This window comes from Pedococcus bigeumensis (assembly GCF_039531795.1).
Taxonomy (GTDB): Bacteria; Actinomycetota; Actinomycetes; order Actinomycetales; family Dermatophilaceae; genus Pedococcus; species Pedococcus bigeumensis.
In genome coordinates, this window is record NZ_BAAAQS010000003.1 from 384,229 (window position 1) to 399,490 (window position 15,262).

At 71.7% G+C, this 15,262-nt stretch carries 15 protein-coding genes; 7 read left to right on the forward strand and 8 right to left on the reverse strand.

Features of this window, described 5'->3' with window-relative positions; genetic code table 11:
- Nucleotides 1–221: 221 nt before the first annotated feature.
- The 4 genes from ABD262_RS12430 to ABD262_RS12445 all read left to right on the forward strand — a co-directional run bounded on the left by ABD262_RS12430 (nt 222) and on the right by ABD262_RS12445 (nt 3,809).
- Nucleotides 222–1,175 (forward strand): ABC transporter ATP-binding protein, encoded by a 954-nt coding sequence (locus tag ABD262_RS12430; protein ID WP_344136407.1) that lies wholly within the window; start codon nt 222–224, stop codon nt 1,173–1,175.
- Nucleotides 1,168–2,118: a hypothetical protein gene (locus tag ABD262_RS12435; protein ID WP_344136410.1), complete on the forward strand. Its 951-nt coding sequence runs from the start codon at nt 1,168–1,170 to the stop codon at nt 2,116–2,118. The genes ABD262_RS12430 and ABD262_RS12435 overlap by 8 nt, the downstream gene beginning before the upstream one ends.
- Nucleotides 2,119–2,183: 65 nt before the next feature.
- A complete protein-coding gene (locus ABD262_RS12440) occupies nt 2,184–3,098 on the forward strand; it encodes an ABC transporter ATP-binding protein (RefSeq protein ID WP_344136413.1) in 915 nt (304 codons plus the stop codon).
- Between the two features lie 3 nt (nt 3,099–3,101).
- Nucleotides 3,102–3,809: an ABC transporter permease gene (locus ABD262_RS12445; RefSeq protein WP_344136416.1), complete on the forward strand. Its 708-nt coding sequence runs from the start codon at nt 3,102–3,104 to the stop codon at nt 3,807–3,809.
- 64 nt (nt 3,810–3,873) lie between these two features.
- Here the strand turns inward: ABD262_RS12445 and ABD262_RS12450 are convergent, their stop codons facing one another.
- The 8 genes from ABD262_RS12450 to paaN form a co-directional block, all read right to left on the reverse strand.
- Complete coding sequence (locus ABD262_RS12450; protein ID WP_344136419.1) at nt 3,874–5,424, reverse strand: dihydrolipoamide acetyltransferase family protein; 1,551 nt, start codon at nt 5,422–5,424, stop codon at nt 3,874–3,876.
- A 17-nt stretch (nt 5,425–5,441) separates the two neighbouring features.
- Nucleotides 5,442–6,416 carry an alpha-ketoacid dehydrogenase subunit beta gene (locus ABD262_RS12455; protein ID WP_344136422.1) on the reverse strand — a complete coding sequence of 325 codons (975 nt, stop codon included), beginning with the start codon at nt 6,414–6,416 and terminating at the stop codon, nt 5,442–5,444.
- Nucleotides 6,416–7,615 carry a pyruvate dehydrogenase (acetyl-transferring) E1 component subunit alpha gene (gene pdhA / locus ABD262_RS12460; protein WP_425564856.1) on the reverse strand — a complete coding sequence of 400 codons (1,200 nt, stop codon included), beginning with the start codon at nt 7,613–7,615 and terminating at the stop codon, nt 6,416–6,418. Before pdhA ends, ABD262_RS12455 begins: the two co-directional genes overlap by 1 nt.
- 209 nt (nt 7,616–7,824) lie before the next feature.
- A complete protein-coding gene (gene mgrA, locus ABD262_RS12465) occupies nt 7,825–8,871 on the reverse strand; it encodes an L-glyceraldehyde 3-phosphate reductase (RefSeq protein ID WP_344136425.1) in 1,047 nt (348 codons plus the stop codon).
- Nucleotides 8,872–8,903: 32 nt separating this feature from the next.
- Nucleotides 8,904–10,286, reverse strand: coding sequence for an FAD-binding oxidoreductase (locus tag ABD262_RS12470; protein ID WP_344136428.1), 1,383 nt, complete (start codon nt 10,284–10,286; stop codon nt 8,904–8,906).
- Between the two features lie 73 nt (nt 10,287–10,359).
- Nucleotides 10,360–11,457: a histidinol-phosphate transaminase gene (gene hisC / locus ABD262_RS12475; RefSeq protein ID WP_344136431.1), complete on the reverse strand. Its 1,098-nt coding sequence runs from the start codon at nt 11,455–11,457 to the stop codon at nt 10,360–10,362.
- Nucleotides 11,457–11,840, reverse strand: coding sequence for a phage holin family protein (locus ABD262_RS12480; RefSeq protein ID WP_344136434.1), 384 nt, complete (start codon nt 11,838–11,840; stop codon nt 11,457–11,459). The genes hisC and ABD262_RS12480 overlap by 1 nt, the downstream gene beginning before the upstream one ends.
- A 50-nt stretch (nt 11,841–11,890) precedes the next feature.
- The gene (paaN, locus tag ABD262_RS12485; RefSeq protein WP_344136437.1) at nt 11,891–13,630 is read right to left on the reverse strand and encodes a phenylacetic acid degradation protein PaaN; all 1,740 of its coding nucleotides are present in this window, start codon (nt 13,628–13,630) and stop codon (nt 11,891–11,893) included.
- A 62-nt stretch (nt 13,631–13,692) separates the two neighbouring features.
- Here paaN and ABD262_RS12490 point away from each other — a divergent pair, with 62 nt between their 5' ends.
- Genes ABD262_RS12490 through paaI form a run of 3 tightly spaced genes read left to right on the forward strand, consistent with a single transcriptional unit; the run spans nt 13,693 to nt 15,245 of the window.
- Complete coding sequence (locus tag ABD262_RS12490; protein ID WP_344136440.1) at nt 13,693–14,025, forward strand: ArsR/SmtB family transcription factor; 333 nt, start codon at nt 13,693–13,695, stop codon at nt 14,023–14,025.
- On the forward strand, nt 14,022–14,807 hold the full coding sequence (locus ABD262_RS12495) for an SRPBCC domain-containing protein (protein ID WP_344136443.1): 786 nt from the start codon (nt 14,022–14,024) through the stop codon (nt 14,805–14,807). The genes ABD262_RS12490 and ABD262_RS12495 overlap by 4 nt, the downstream gene beginning before the upstream one ends.
- Before the next feature lie 27 nt (nt 14,808–14,834).
- Nucleotides 14,835–15,245 (forward strand): hydroxyphenylacetyl-CoA thioesterase PaaI, encoded by a 411-nt coding sequence (gene paaI, locus ABD262_RS12500; protein WP_344136446.1) that lies wholly within the window; start codon nt 14,835–14,837, stop codon nt 15,243–15,245.
- Nucleotides 15,246–15,262 lie beyond the last annotated feature (17 nt).

The following is a 15,262-nucleotide window of genomic DNA, read 5'->3' on the forward strand; positions in this document are numbered from 1 at the left end:
TCGACGCAGCACCACCGCACGACCGCTCCATCGCTTCACCGCTCCATCGCTCCACCGCTCCACCACGCTGCGAGGTATGCCGCGGGCTCACGTCCGCGGCATACCTCGCGGCTCGTTGCGGCGGCCCTGGTCGGGGTCCTCCCTGAACCTCCCCTGAACCTGCACCGAACCTCCACGAGGTCGCACCGGTCGGCGCACCCCGCACGGCTACTGTGGCTCGCGTGGAAGCCGATCACGCGGGGGCCGTCGTGCGCACCCAGCGCCTCACCAAGGACTACGGTCCGGTGCTGGCGCTGGACTCCCTCGACCTCGAGATCGGTCCGGGGATCACGGGACTGGTGGGCGCCAACGGCGCCGGCAAGTCGACGCTGCTCAAGATCCTGCTCGGCCTGGTCCCCGCGACCGGCGGCCGGGCGCAGGTGCTCGGGCACGACATCGCGTCCGAGGGTCCGGCCATCCGCGCGGCCGTCGGCTACCTCCCCGAGCACGACTGCCTGCCCCCGGACGTGAGCGCGAGCGACTTCGTCGTGCACATGGCGATGATGTCGGGGCTGCCCAAGGTGGCCGCCCGCGAGCGCGCCGCCGAGGTGCTGCGCCACGTCGGCCTGGCCGAGGAGCGCTACCGGCCGATGGGCGGCTACTCCACCGGCATGAAGCAGAAGGCCAAGCTCGCCCAGGCGTTGGCCCACGACCCCCGGCTGGTGCTGCTCGACGAGCCGACCAACGGCCTCGACCCGGCCGCGCGCGACGAGATGCTCGGGCTGGTGCAGCGGATCGGGCACGACTTCGGGATCGCCGTCATCGTGACCTCCCACCTGCTCGGCGAGCTCGAGCGGGTCAGCGACCACGTCGTCGTCCTCGACGGCGGCCACCTCCTGCGGGCCTCGCGCACCGACGAGTTCCTCGACGCGACCGGCGTCCTGCTGGTGGAGGTGCACGGCGAGGACGCGACCGCACGCATGGCGCAGGGACTCGCCGCGGCCGGCGTGACCACCACGCCGCGCGGCGCCCTCCTGACCGTCGACGCCGCAGCCGACCGTCCGGGCCGGGCTGACGGCGTCGAAGCCCGGGACGTGCACGACCTGATCCGCGACACCGCGAGCGACCTGGGGCTCGGCCTCGTGCGGCTGCAGGTCGACCACCGCCGGATCGAGGACGTGTTCGCCGATGACTGAGCTGCCCCGCTCCGCGGATCGTTCCGCCGACCGCTCCGCTGATCGTGCCGCAGATCCTTCGTCAGCCACCCCCGAGGGCCGCAGCGTCATCCATGACCTCGGCTACCGGCCCTACACCGGGCCCCGGCTCGGCGCCGCGTCCATCGCCGGCGCACTCCTCGTCACCGGGTTCCGCAACACCTTCGGGCTCGGCCGGTCCGGCCGGTCGAAGGTGCTGCCCTTCATCCTGCTCGGCCTCAATGTCCTGCCGGCCGTCATCATCGGCGGCGTCATGGTGATGGTCGGGCTCAAGGAGCTCCCGATCGGCTACGCGCAGTATGCCTCGACGACCCAGGTGCTGCTGGGCATCTTCGTCGCCTCGCAGGCGCCGGTGCTCTTCTCGCGCGACCTGCGGCACGGCACCATCTCGCTCTACCTCGCGCGCCCGCTGCCGTCGGCCACCTACGCCGTCGCCCGCTGGGGCGCCCTCCTCGGCGCGACCCTGGTCTTCCTGCTGGGGCCCATCCTGATCCTGTATGCCGTGGCGCTGCTGGGTGAGCTCGACGTCTCCGACCAGAGCCGCCAGGCGGCGGTGGGCGTCGGCCTGGCCGTGCTGCTCGCGTTGTCGCTGGCCGGGGTGGCGGGGCTGATCGCGTCGTGGTCGACCCGGCGCGGGTTCGCCGTGGTCGCGACCATCGCCCTGCTGTTGCTGGGCAACGGGATCGTGACGGCGATCCAGGCCATCGCCGGTGAAGAGCACCACGCCCGGGTCGGCGAGGTGGCCGGGCTCTTCTCGCCCTACTCGCTCTACCGGGGCCTGATGGCGACGTGGGCTGACGGCGACGTCGCGACGCCACCGACGGGCGTGCCGATGCAGGCTGCCTACGTCGTGGTGTTCGTCGGGCTGTCCGCGGCGTGCCTCGCCGGCCTGGTCTGGCGCTACCGCAGGGTGGCCACCGCATGAGCGGGGAAGCGTCCATGAGCAGGGGGCGTCGATGAGCGGAGACCGTCCATGAGCAGGGGGCGTCCATGAGCGTCATCACGATCGACCAGGCGTCCCGGTGGTACGGCAACGTCGTGGCCGTCAACGGGATCTCGATGACGGTGCGGCCCGGGGTCACCGGCCTGCTCGGGCCCAACGGCGCCGGCAAGACCACCCTCATCGCCCTGATGTCCGGCTTCCTCGCGCCGTCGGCCGGCTCGGTGACCCTCGACGGCACACCGATCTGGCGGCACACCGACGCCTACCGATCCATCGGCCTGGTGCCCGAGCGCGAGCTGAGCTTCGGCTACCTCACCGGGCGCGAGTTCGTGCAGGCGAACGCCGAGCTGCACGGCCTCGCCGACCCCGGCGCCGCGACCGAGCTCGCACTCGACGTCGTCGAGATGACCGAGCCCGCCGCCCGCCGGATCGGCACCTACTCCAAGGGCATGCGCCAGCGCGTGAAGCTCGCGTCCGCGCTCGTCCACGACCCTGCCGTCCTCCTGCTCGACGAACCCTTCAACGGCGTCGACCCCCGCCAGCGGCTGCACCTGATGACCCTGCTGCGGCGGATGGGTAGCGAGGGGCGCACCGTGCTGTTCAGCTCGCACATCCTCGAGGAGGTCGAGCAGGTCGCCCGGCAGATCGAGGTCGTCGTGTCGGGGCGGCACGCGGCCTCGGGTGACTTCGGCCAGATCCGCAGGCTGATGACCGACCGACCGGTGCAGTACGTCGTGGTCGGCGACGACGACCGGGGCCTGGCCAGTGCCCTGATCGCCGAGCCCTCGGTGGTCGCGGTGTCGCTGCGCCCCAAGGGTGGGGTCGACGTGTCGGTCTCGGACTTCGGTGCCTTCACGGTCCGGCTGCCACAGGTGGCCCGGCAGCACGGCATCCGCATCCTCGAGCTGACCCCGACGGACGAGTCGCTCGAGAGCGTCTTCGCCTACCTGGTGGGGGGCTGACCAGTGAACTCGACGATCCTGCGCCTGTCGCGCCAGGCCCTCCTCGGCCGGCGCCGCGGCCTGGTGCTGGTCATCATCCCCGCGGTGCTGATCGCCCTCGCCGTCATCGTCGCGGCCCTGACCGACGACGCCGTCGGCTACGACGCCGTGCTCAGCCTGGGCTTCACGCTCGCGCTGCCGCTCGTCGCGCTCCTCGCGGCCACCGCGGTGCTCGGCCCCGAGGTCGACGACGGGTCGATCGTCTACCTGCTCTCCAAGCCGGTGAGCCGGCACGTCATCGCCCTCAGCAAGTTCGCCGTGGCGTGGGCCGCCACCGTCGCGCTGGGTGGGCTGCCGCTGCTGGTGGCCGGTCTGGTGCTCGACAGCGGGGACGTGCGGCAGGCGGTCGCCTGGGGGGCGGCCGGCGTCGTGGCGGGCACCGCATACGCCGCGTTGTTCCTGGCCCTGGCTGCCTTCACGCGGCACGCGGTCGTCATCGGGCTGCTCTTCGCCCTGCTGTGGGAGGGGCTGCTCGGCTCGCTCCTCGGCGGGATCAAGTGGGTCTCGATCGGGGCCTGGGGTCGCGGTGTGGCCGAGGCGGTCAGCCCGCAGGTGACCGGCTCCGGCACCGGGCTGACCTACGCCCTGGTCGCCGCGGCGGTGCTCAGCGTCGCGGCCCTGTGGTTCACCGGTGACCGGCTTCGCTCCTTCACCCTGCGCGGCGACGAGTAGCCGCCGCAACAGCCGACGGGGCGCCGGGAGGTCCCGGCGCGCCGTCGGCGTCTGCAGTTGCTCGCTAGCCCCAGACCAGGCCTCGGGCCGGGTCGGCGAGGATCGCGCCGACGTCGGCGATGAACTTGCTGCCGAGCTCGCCGTCGACCAGCCGGTGGTCGAACGACAGCGCGAGCTGGGTGACCCAGCGCGGCTCGATCGTCTCGGTGCCGTCGGCTGCGGTGACCACCCACGGCTGGCGACGGATCGCGCCGAAGGCGAGGATCGCCGCCTCACCCGGGTTGATGATCGGGGTGCCGGTGTCGACGCCGAACACGCCCACGTTGGTGATCGTGATCGTGCCGCCGGACATCTCCGCCGGCTGGGTCCGACCCTCACGGGCGGTGGCCGTCAGCGCGCCGATGGCCTCGGCCAGCTGGCGCATCGACATCTGGTCGGCGTCCTTGATGTTCGGGACGATCAGGCCACGCGGGGTGGCTGCGGCGATGCCGAGGTTGACGTAGTGCTTGACCACGATCTCCTGGGCGGCCTCGTCCCACGTCGCGTTGATCTCCGGGTGGCGGCGCAGCGCGACCGTCATCGCCTTGGCCAGCACCAGCAGGGGCGTGACCTTGACGTCCTTGAACTCGCGGTCCTTCTTGAGCCGCTCGACGAGCTCCATCGTCGCCGTGGCGTCGATCGTGACCCACTCGGTGACGTGCGGCGCCGTGAACGCGCTGCCGACCATCGCCTGCGCGGTCATCTTGCGCACCCCCTTGATCGGGATGCGCGTCTCGCGCTCGCCGCCCCGGGTGAACACCGGAGCCACGTATGCTGCCTGGCCGGGCTCCGCCGCGGCGGCCGGAGCCGCCGTGGTCGGCTCCGCGCCGCGCGAGACGTGCGCGTCGATGTCGGCGCGGCTGATGATGCCGCCCTCGCCGGACCCGGCGACGGAACCGAGGTCGATGCCGAGGTCCTTGGCGTACTTGCGCACCGGCGGCTTGGCCAGCGCGCGGGCGCCACCCTCACGAGCGACCGGCGCGGCGGCCGGTCCGCCCTCGCCGCCGAGCTCGACCGGCTCGATGGCGACGTCGGTGGCCTTGGCCGACAGCTGCGGCGCCTCGACCTTGGCGGGCACGCTCCCCACCGGGGTGCCCTTGCGCGGGCGACGCTTGGCCTCGGTCTGCTTGACGCCGTAGCCGACGAGGACTGCGGTGCGACCGGTCGACGTGGTGCCGCCGATCTTGCCCTCCTCGATCTCCTCGTCGTCGGACTCGGCGGCCGCCGCGGCAGCCGCCATCTTCGGCGCGGGCGAGCCCTCGATCCCGGGCTCGACGGCTCCGGCCGCGGGCGCGTCCTGCACGGCGGTTGCGCCCGGGGCCTGCACGGCGCCACCCGCCGTGTCGACGGAGATGATCGGCGTACCGACCTCGACCATGTCGCCCTCGGAGACGTGCAGCGCGGTGACGGTGCCGGCGAACGGCACCGGCAGCTCGACCAGCGACTTGGCGGTCTCGATCTCGACGATGATGTCGTTGACCTTGACCGCGTCGCCGACCTTGACGTTCCAGGTGACGATCTCGGCCTCGGTCAGGCCCTCACCGGGGTCCGGAAGCTTGAACTCTTTGACTGCCATGGGTTTTCGCGCCCCTCTCAGAAGGCCAGCGAGCGGTCGACGGCGTCGAGCACCCTGTCGAGGTCGGGGAGGAACTCCTCCTCCAGCTTGCTCGGCGGGTAGGGCAGGTTGTAGCCGCCGACCCGGAGCACGGGCGCCTCAAGGTGGTAGAAGCAGCGCTGCTGGAGGGCGGCCGCGATCTCGGCACCCATGCCGAGGAACGTGGAGGCCTCGTGGACGATGACGGCCCGGCCGGTCTTCTCGACCGACGCGGCGACCGTGTCGAGGTCGAGCGGGGACAGCGACCGCAGGTCGATGACCTCGAGGTCCTTGCCCTCGGCGGCAGCGGCCTCGGCCGCCTGCAGGCAGGTCTTGACCATGGGGCCGTAGGCGACCAGCGTCGCAGCGCTGCCCTCGCGGCACACCTGGGCCTTGAGCAGCTCGCGGGGGGCGGCGGACTCGTCGACCTCACCCTTGTCCCAGTAGCGGCGCTTGGGTTCGTAGAACAGCACCGGGTCGTCGGACTCGATGGCCTGCTGGATCATCCAGTACGCGTCCTCGGCGTTGGAGCAGCAGACCACCTTGAGACCGGCGGTGTGCGCGAAGTAGGCCTCGTTGGACTCGGAGTGGTGCTCGACCGCGCCGATGCCACCGCCGACCGGGATGCGGATGACCATCGGCAACTTGACCTTGCCGAGCGAGCGGGCCCGCATCTTGGCGACCTGGCTGACGATGTGGTCGAACGCGGGGTAGATGAACCCGTCGAACTGGATCTCGACGACGGGACGGTAGCCGCGCAGCGCCATGCCGATCGCGGTGCCCACGATGCCGGCCTCGGCGAGCGGGGTGTCGATGACGCGGTCCTCGCCGAAGTCCTTCTGCAGGCCGTCGGTGACGCGGAAGACGCCACCGAGCTTGCCGATGTCCTCGCCCATCAGGACGACCTTGGGGTCGCGCTCCATGGCGGCGCGCAGGCCGTTGTTGATGCCCTTGGCGATCGTCATGGTGCCCATCAGTGGCTCCCCTCGCCCTCGAAGCCGGCGTGGTAGGCGGCGAACTCCTTGCGCTCGGCCTCGACGACCGGGTGCTCCTCGACGTAGATGTGGTCGAACATCGAGTCGGGCGTCGGGTCGGGCATCGAGAGGCAGCCCTCGCGGACCTCGACGGCCAGGGCGTCGGCCTCGACCTCGAGCGCGTCGAAGAACGCCTGGTCGGCCTTCTGGGTGTGCACGAGGTAGGACTTCAGCCGCTCGATCGGGTCACGGTGCTTCCACACCTCGACCTCGGCGGAGACCCGGTACTTGGTGGGGTCGTCGGAGGTGGTGTGGGCACCCATCCGGTAGGTGTAGGCCTCGATGAACGTGGGGCCGTTGCCCGAGCGGGCCGCGTTGAGGGCCTGCTGCGTCACGGCGTAGACGGCCAGGACGTCGTTGCCGTCCACCCGCACGCCGGGGAAGCCGAAGCCGCGAGCGCGCTGGTAGAGCGGGATGCGGGTCTGGCGCTCGTTGGGCTCGGAGATGGCCCACTGGTTGTTCTGGCAGAAGAAGACGACCGGGGCGTTGTTGACCGCGGCGTAGACGAACGACTCGTTGACGTCACCCTGGGCGGTCGCGCCGTCACCGAAGTAGGCGATCACGGCGGCGTCGCGCTCGTCGTCGCCGGTGCCGACGTCGCCGTCGCGCTGGATGCCCATCGCGTAGCCGGTCGCGTGCAGCGTCTGGGCGCCGATGACGATCGTGTAGAGGTGGAAGTTCTTCTCGTTCGGGTCCCAGCCGCCGTGGTTGACGCCACGGAAGAGGCCGAGCAGGTTGAGCGGGTTCACCCCGCGGCACCAGGCGACGCCGTGCTCGCGGTAGGTCGGGAAGGCGTAGTCCTGCGGGCGCATCGCCCGACCGGAGCCGACCTGCGCCGCCTCCTGGCCCAGCAGGCTGGCCCAGATGCCGAGCTCGCCCTGGCGCTGGAGCGCGGTGGCCTCGGCGTCGACGCGGCGGATCAGCACGAGGTCGCGGTAGAAGCCGCGCAGGTCCTCGTCGGTGAGGTCCTTGACGTACTCGTCGTACTCGGTGTTCTCGACGCGCTGGCCCTCGGGGGTCAGCAGCTGGATCATCTCGGGTCCGCCGTCACCGACCTCCGGGACCGGGGCGGTCAGCTCGGCGAGCACCTCGTCCTCATGGTCGACGCTCGTGGCGCCGGCGACTGCGTTGTCGCTCACTGGAACTCCTTCTTCACCCGGGCGGGGTCTCCGCCGTCGTGGGGCGGCTGGTGTGGGGCGCGCTTGTGGCGGCGCTCACAGGGGGGCCTTACCGGGCCAAGATATCGGGACGACCGAAAATCTCAGAATCCGGACTCCTCCGCGCTCGCCACCAGCGGGTTTGCCTTCCGAACGAGCCCGCATCTGCCGCGCGCGGCAGGGCTCGCTGCTCAGGTGAGGCGGGACTGGGTGCGCCAGAGGTCGATGCCGGCCTCGACGGCGTCGCGGTCGATCTCCTCGAGCTCCGCGTCGCTGAACCTCAGGTTGCCGACCGCCGCGGCGGAGTCCTCGAGCTGGCCGACCGACGAGGCGCCGATCAGCACCGAGGTCACCCGGTCGTCGCGCAGCGCCCAGGCCAGCGCCAGCTGGGCCAGCGACTGGCCACGCTCGGAGGCTAGGTCGTTGAGCTTGCGGACGTGCGCCAGGGTCTCGTCGGTCAGCAGGTCGGGCGACAGCGACTTGCCCTGGCTGGCCCGGGACCCTTCGGGGATCCCGCCGAGGTACTTGTCGGTCAGCATCCCCTGCGCGAGCGGGCTGAACGCGATGCAGCCGATGCCGCGCTCCCCGAGGGTGTCGAGCAGGCCGCCCTCGACCCACCGGTTCACCATCGAGTAGGACGGCTGGTGGATGAGCAGTGGCACGCCCATCTCGTCGAGGAGGTCAGCCGCCCGCGCGGTGAGCTCGGGACCGTAGCTGGAGATGCCGGCATACAGGGCCTTGCCCTGCTTGACGATGCTGGCGAGCGCCCCCATCGTCTCCTCGAGCGGGGTGTCGGGGTCGGGGCGGTGGGAGTAGAAGATGTCGACGTAGTCGAGCCCGGTGCGCTGCAACGTCTGGTCGAGGCTCGCGACCAGGTACTTGCGCGAACCGCCGTCGCCGTAGGGACCCGGCCACATGTCCCAGCCGGCCTTCGAGCTGATGATGAGCTCGTCGCGGTAGGGCCGGAAGTCGGCGGCGAAGTGCCGGCCGAAGTTCTGCTCGGCGCTGCCGTAGGGCGGCCCGTAGTTGTTGGCGAGGTCGAAGTGGGTGATGCCGATGTCGAAGGCACGGCGCAGGATCGCGCGCTGGACGTCGAACGGCTTGTCGTCGCCGAAGTTGTGCCACATGCCGAGGCTCACGGCGGGCAGCCGCAGACCACTCTGCCCGACCTTGCGGTAGGGCATCGGACCGTAGCGGTCGGGGCGGGCGAGATAGGGCGGGAGCCAGGTGTCGACCATGGCCCCAGTCTGTCGCGCCCGGGGCTCCCCGACTACCTGGGGGCGATGTTCTGGTTGTGCCGGAACACGTTGTCGGGGTCCCACTCCGCCTTGGTCGCGCGCAGGCGGGCCAGCTTGGCCTCGCCGAAGGAGCTCTCGATCCGCTCACTCCCCTCGTCGCCGATGAAGTTGAGGTAGACCGCTCCCGTCGTCCACGGCTTCAGCGCGGTCGCCAGGGTGCGGGTGTGGGCGATGTTGGCCTCGGTGTCGGCCGGGTCGGGCCACATCGACAGGTAGTGGATGTTGAACGCGGCCTGGCGCTCCCCGAAGGCGGTGGCGTCCTCGGGCACGCGCGCGACGGCACCGCCACCCGGCACGATGATGACCTGGCTGAGTGGCGACACCGGAGCGGTCGCCAGCGACGCGAGGGTCTCCACCGCCTCGTCCGGCAGCTCGTCGAAGAAGTCGGCGGTCCAGTAGTTCTGCATGCCGTGGGGGTTGGCGTCGTCGAGCATCTGCTGGAGGGCCAGGTAGGGCATCGGCCCCACCTGCGCAAAGGCCGGCGGCCCGAACTCCAGCAGGGGCGCCAGCACCCGCTCCGCCTCCTCGAGCGGTCCGGTCCAGGCCACGATCACGCCCACGGCCGGCTTGCCGCGAGCCGGCTCCGGCACCATCTCGATCGGCGGGGCGGTGATGAAGGCGACGCCACCGCCGACCTCGTCGGGGGCGTCGGCGACGAAGTCGCGGAAGTTGCGCAGCACGGCGGCTCCCATCGGCGCCGGGTACATGAGCATGCCGCCGAAGACGATCGGCCCGATCGGGTGGAGCCGCAGGGTGAAGCGGGTGACGACGCCGAAGTTGCCGCCACCGCCACGCAGCGCCCAGAACAGGTCGGGGTGCTCGGTCTCCGAGGCGGTGACGACCTGCCCGTCCGCAGTCACCACCTGCGCCTCGAGCAGGTTGTCGCAGGTGAACCCCAACCTGCGCTCCAGCCAGCCGCTCCCGCTGCCAAGGGCGAGGCCACCGACGCCGGTCGTCGAGACGCGCCCGCCGGTCACGGCGAGCCCGTGCACCTGGGTGGCCGCGTCGAGCTCACCCCACGTGCACCCGCCGCCCACCTGGGCGGTCGCGCTGTCCGGGTCGACCACGATGTCGCGCAGCCCGCGCAGGTCGACGCACAGACCCCCGTCGAGCACCGCGGAACCCTGGACCGAGTGCCCTCCGCCGTAGACGGAGATCGGCAGGTCGGACGCCCGCGCCCAGGCGATGGCCGCCGCGACGTCCGCTGCGCTGACGCAGGTCGCGATCAGGCTCGGCGACCGGTCGATCATCCCGTTGAACACGCTGCGGGCTCGGTCGTAGCCGTCATCGCCCGGGGCCAGCTGCTGGCCGGAGAACTCCGGGATCATCGGGCGGGCGTCAGTCAGGTCGGTCATGGCAGGCCTCCGGGAGTGTGCTGCCGACTCTCCTCCCGATCCCGGGTGACGCCCTCCCCCAAAGGGACGACGGTCAGGCGGGGTCCACCGGGTGCTCGGAGAGGAAGTCGCCGGCGACCCTGATCAGCACGTCGTTCGCCTCGGTCTCGCCGATCGTGGCGCGCACCCCGTCGGTGCCGTACTGGCGCAGGGTCAGCCCGGCCTCCTGCGCGGCCGCGGCGAAGTCGCCGGAGCGGTCACCGAGCCCGAACCAGACGAAGTTCGCCTGCGTCTCCGGGATGAACCAGCCCTGCCCGCGCAACGCCGCGACCACCCGGGTGCGCTCGGCGACCAGCGCGTCGACGCGTTCCTTGAGCTCGTCGTAGGCCTTGAGCGACGCGACGGCCGCGGCCTGGGCGATCGAGTTCACGCCGAAGGGGGTCGCCGTCTTGCGCAGGGCGGCCGCGACCGGGGGGTGCGCCACGGCATACCCGATCCGCAGGCCGGCCAGGCCGTAGGCCTTGGAGAAGGTGCGCAGCACCATGACGTTGGGGCGGTCGCGGTAGAGCTCGAGGCTGCGCGGCGCCTCGGGGTCGGTGACGAACTCGACGTAGGCCTCGTCGATCACGACGAGCACCCGGCTCGGCACGGACTCGAGGAACCGCTCCAGCTCGGTGTGCGTGACCATCGGGCCGGTGGGGTTGTTGGGGGTGCAGACGATGACGACCTTGGTGCGGTCGGTGATCGCGGCACGCATCGCGTCGAGGCGGTGCCGGGCGTGGTCGTCGAGCCCGACCTGCACCGACTGCGCTCCGGCCAGGGCGGTGACGATCGGGTAGGCCTCGAAGGAGCGCCAGGCGTAGACGACCTCGTCGCCGGGGTCGCAGGTGGCCGCGATGACCTGACCGAGGACCCCGACCGAGCCGGTGCCGGTGGCGATGTGCTCCGCGGGCACCCCGAGGGTCTCGGCGAGCGCCTGGGTGAGCTCGGTGACGGCCATGTCGGGGTAGCGGTTGACCGAGCCGGCGGTCGCACGGATGACCTCGAGCACCGACGGCAGCGGCGGGTAGGGGTTCTCGTTGGAGGACACCTTGTATGCCGTGACGCCCTCGGGCGCCGCGGCGGGCTTGCCGGGGACGTAGGCAGGCACCTGGTCGAGGGCCGCGCGCAAGCGGACGTCGCCGTCTCCCATCAGTCGTCGTCGCCGTCGGGCAGGACCCAGCCGAGGACCATCGAGACGATCGTGATGACGATCGCGCCGAGCACGGCGTCCCAGAAGAAGTGGTTGATGGTGAAGCTCAGCCCGAGGGGGTCGGCGATCCACTCGGTCAGCTGCAGCATGAAGGCGTTCACGATGAAGGTGAACAGCCCCAGCGTCAGGATGATGAACGGGAAGCTGAGGAACTTCGCGATCGGCTTGACGACGGCGTTGACGAGCCCGAAGACCAGCGCGACCAGCAGGACGGTCGCGAACTTGGAGCCGAACTTGCCGTCCCCGAAGCTGATGCCGGGCACCAGCCAGGCCGCGATCCACAGTGCCGCCGCGTTGACCGCGACCTTGATCAGGAAGTTCATGGTCCCGATCGTGCCAGATCAGCGCGCTCCGCCGAACCCGGCGTGCCGAACTAGACGTGGCGGCGGGAGGTGACCACCCGGAACCGGTTGGCCACGAACGCCGCGTCGACGTAGGCCGAGTTCGCCGCCGGGTTGGCGCCGGTGCCGTGAAAGTCGGAGAACGCCGCGGTCTGGTTGACGAACACCGGCCCGGTGAGGTTCTCGGACAGCGCGACGCCAGCATCGGCGGCCGCGTCACGAGCCGCGTCGAGGACGTCCTCGGAGGTCGAGTAGACCGCGGCCGTCATCGCACCGTGCTCGCGGACCGTGTCGCGGAACTGCGCCAGCGACTGGTCGGTGCCGCTCGTCCCGATGAGGAACGTGACCGGGCCGAAGCACTCCTGGGTGTAGACGTCCTCGCGGCTGGCGTCCATGCTCACCAGCCCGGGGGCGCGGACGACGGCGTCGGGGTAGGCCGGGTGGCTGACCTCGCGGGAGTCCAGCACGACCGTGCCACCGGCCTCCTCGGCGAGGGCGGCGAGACCGGCCGCGTTGGTGCGGACCCCGTCGTTGACCGTCGCGCCGAGCAGCTCGACCGCACGGGCGTCGTCGCCGGTGAGCTTGCCGATCGCCGCGGCGAGGCGCCCACCGAAGTCCTCGAACGACAGGTGGCCCTCGTCGGTCTCGATGCCGTCGCGCGGCACGTAGAGGTTCTGCGGGGTCGTGCACATCTGGCCGGAGTAGAGGCTGAGCGAGAACGCGAGGTTGCCCAGCACGCCGCGCAGGTTGTCGGTCGAGTCGACGACGACCGTGTTGACGCCGGCCTTCTCGGTGTAGACCAGCTGGCCGCGAGCAGCGCCGGTCTCCTCGAGCCACGCGCCGAAGGTCGGTCCACCGGTGTAGTCGATGATCCGCACCTCGTCGCGCTCGGCGAGCACCTTGGCCAGCCCCTCGCCCTCGGCCTCGGGGGCGAGCTGCACGAGGTCGGCGCTGAAGCCGGCCGCGGAGAGCACCTCGCGGCACACCGCCACGGAGATCGCGAGCGGGAGGACGGCCCGCGGGTGCGGCTTGACGATGACGGGGTTGCCGGTCACGAGCGACGCGAACAGCCCGGGGTAGCCGTTCCACGTGGGGAAGGTGTTGCAGCCGATGACGAGGGCGACGCCGCGCGGCACGAGGCGGTAGTCCTTCTGCATCCGCAGCGGCGCGGGGTTGCCCTCCTTGTCGCGGCCGGGCTTCTCCCACACGACCGAGCTCGGCACCCGCTCCTGCTCGACGAGACCGGCGACGACAGCCTCCAGCGCCCGGTCCTGGGCGTGCGGCCCCGCGGCCTGGAACGCCATCACGAACGGCTGGCCCGTGGTGTGCATGACCGAGTGGGCGTTCTCGAACGACCGCGCGTTGATCTGCTCGACGATCTCGACACAGACGGCGGCCCGCGTGCGGGCACCGGCGTCACGCCAGGCCGGCATCGCCTCGGTCGCGGCGGCCAGAGCCGCGTCGACGTCGAGGTGCGGGTACGTGATCCCCAGCGCAGGACCGTAGGGCGAGACCTCCTCGCCGACCCAGTCGCCATCGGTGCGCACGTCGCCCAGACCACCGAACGCGTTGTCGCGCAACGCCTCGTATGCCGCCTGGCCGGCTTCCGCAGCCCCCTCGCCGTAGACGCGCGGGGACGGCGACTCGGGGAAGCGGCTGAAGTACGACCGCTCCGCGAGCGCGGTGGTCGCCTGGGCGAGCAGCTCCGCGTGCTTGGTGACGAGCGGGTGGGTGCTGGGCGCCGTTGCCGTGGTCGTGCGGTCCTCGATCATGCGGTTCATCGTAAAGGGCTCTGGACATCGGCCTAACCGTCGCTCTAGAGTAACCGTTGCCCATGAGTAACCAATCAGCCCTCGCCCTCGACGCCCTCGGCGACCCCAGCCGCCGGCAGATCCTCGAGCTCCTGGCCGAGCGCCCGCGCGCGGTCGGCGAGATCGCCGCGGCGATGCCGATCGGCCGGCCCGCGGTGAGCAAGCACCTCAAGGTGCTGGAGGGCGCCGGGCTGGTCGACCACGAGAGCCGCGGCACGCGCAACCTCTACGCCCTCGCGCCCGACGGTCTCGTCGACCTCCAGCAGTGGCTGGTGACGACCTGGGACACCGCGCTCGCCTCCTTCGCCACGTATGTCGACCAGCAGGGCGTTGAGTCGGAAGGACGACCTCGATGACCACCGAGACCACTCCCAGCACCGGCCACCCGATCGCCCCCGTGCGACGCGAGGTCCGGGTGCGGTGCGACGCCGACACGGCCTTCGAGCTGTTCACCGCCCACCTCGGGGCCTGGTGGCCGCTGGGCACCCACAGCGTGTTCGGCGCCGAGGGCAGCGTCGCCTTCGAGGACGGCGCGCTGGTGGAGCGACGCGGGTCCGACACGGCGGTCTGGGGCACGGTGCTGCACTGGGAGCGACCGGTCGGGTTCGCGATGACCTGGCACCCCGGCCAGGGACCCGAACGCGCCACCGAGGTCACCGTCGAGTTCACCCAGGACGGAGCCGGCACGCTGGTGACGCTCACCCACACGGGGTGGGAGCGGCTGGCCGAGCCGCAGCAGGCCCGCGACGAGTACGACCACGGCTGGCCGGTCGTGCTCTCCGGCTACCAACGGCGGCTGGGCACCGAGGACGAGCCGGGCTCCGCTGGGGCGGAACGCTGGTTCGCGCTCGAGCACCGGCCCGGACCGCTGCTGGCCGAGGGCGGGTCGGTGTTCGCCCACCCGCTCTTCGCCGAGCACGTCGCCTTCCTCCAGCGGCTCGGCGAGCGCGGGTGGCTGGTGGCGGCCGGTCCGGTGGACGCGGCAGCCGGCACCGGGATGGCGGTGCTGCGCCTGCCTGCCGGCGCCGAGGTCGACGTCGAGGCACTGGCCACGACGGACGACCAGTCGGTGCTGGGCGGCCTGCTGGGGGTGACCGTCCGACCCTGGGACGTGCGCTTCGCCGGCGCCGGGGACTGAGCCTGCCGCTCTGACAGACTCCGGGGCATGGACGACGCAGACCTGACCCACGTCTCCCGGATGTGGGCCGACGACCGCGCCTCCCGCGGGCTCGGCATGGAGGCGACCGTCGTCGAGGTCGACCACGCCGTGGTGCGGATGACCGTCACCGACGCCATGGTCAACGGGCACGACATCGCCCACGGCGGCTTCATCTTCACGCTGGCCGACTCGACGTTCGCGCTGGCCTGCAACTCCCGGGGGCAGCTCACGGTCGCGGCCGGGGCCGACATCACCTTCGTCACGACGGCGCACCGCGGCGACGTGCTGGTCGCCGACGGCCGGGTCCGCGCGGCATACGGCCGCAGTGGGATCACCGACGTGACGGTGACGCGCGAGTCCGACGGGGCGCTGGTGGCGGAGTTCCGCGGCCGGTCGCGCAGCCTGCCGCCGCGCTGAGCCGGTCGGCCGCCGCG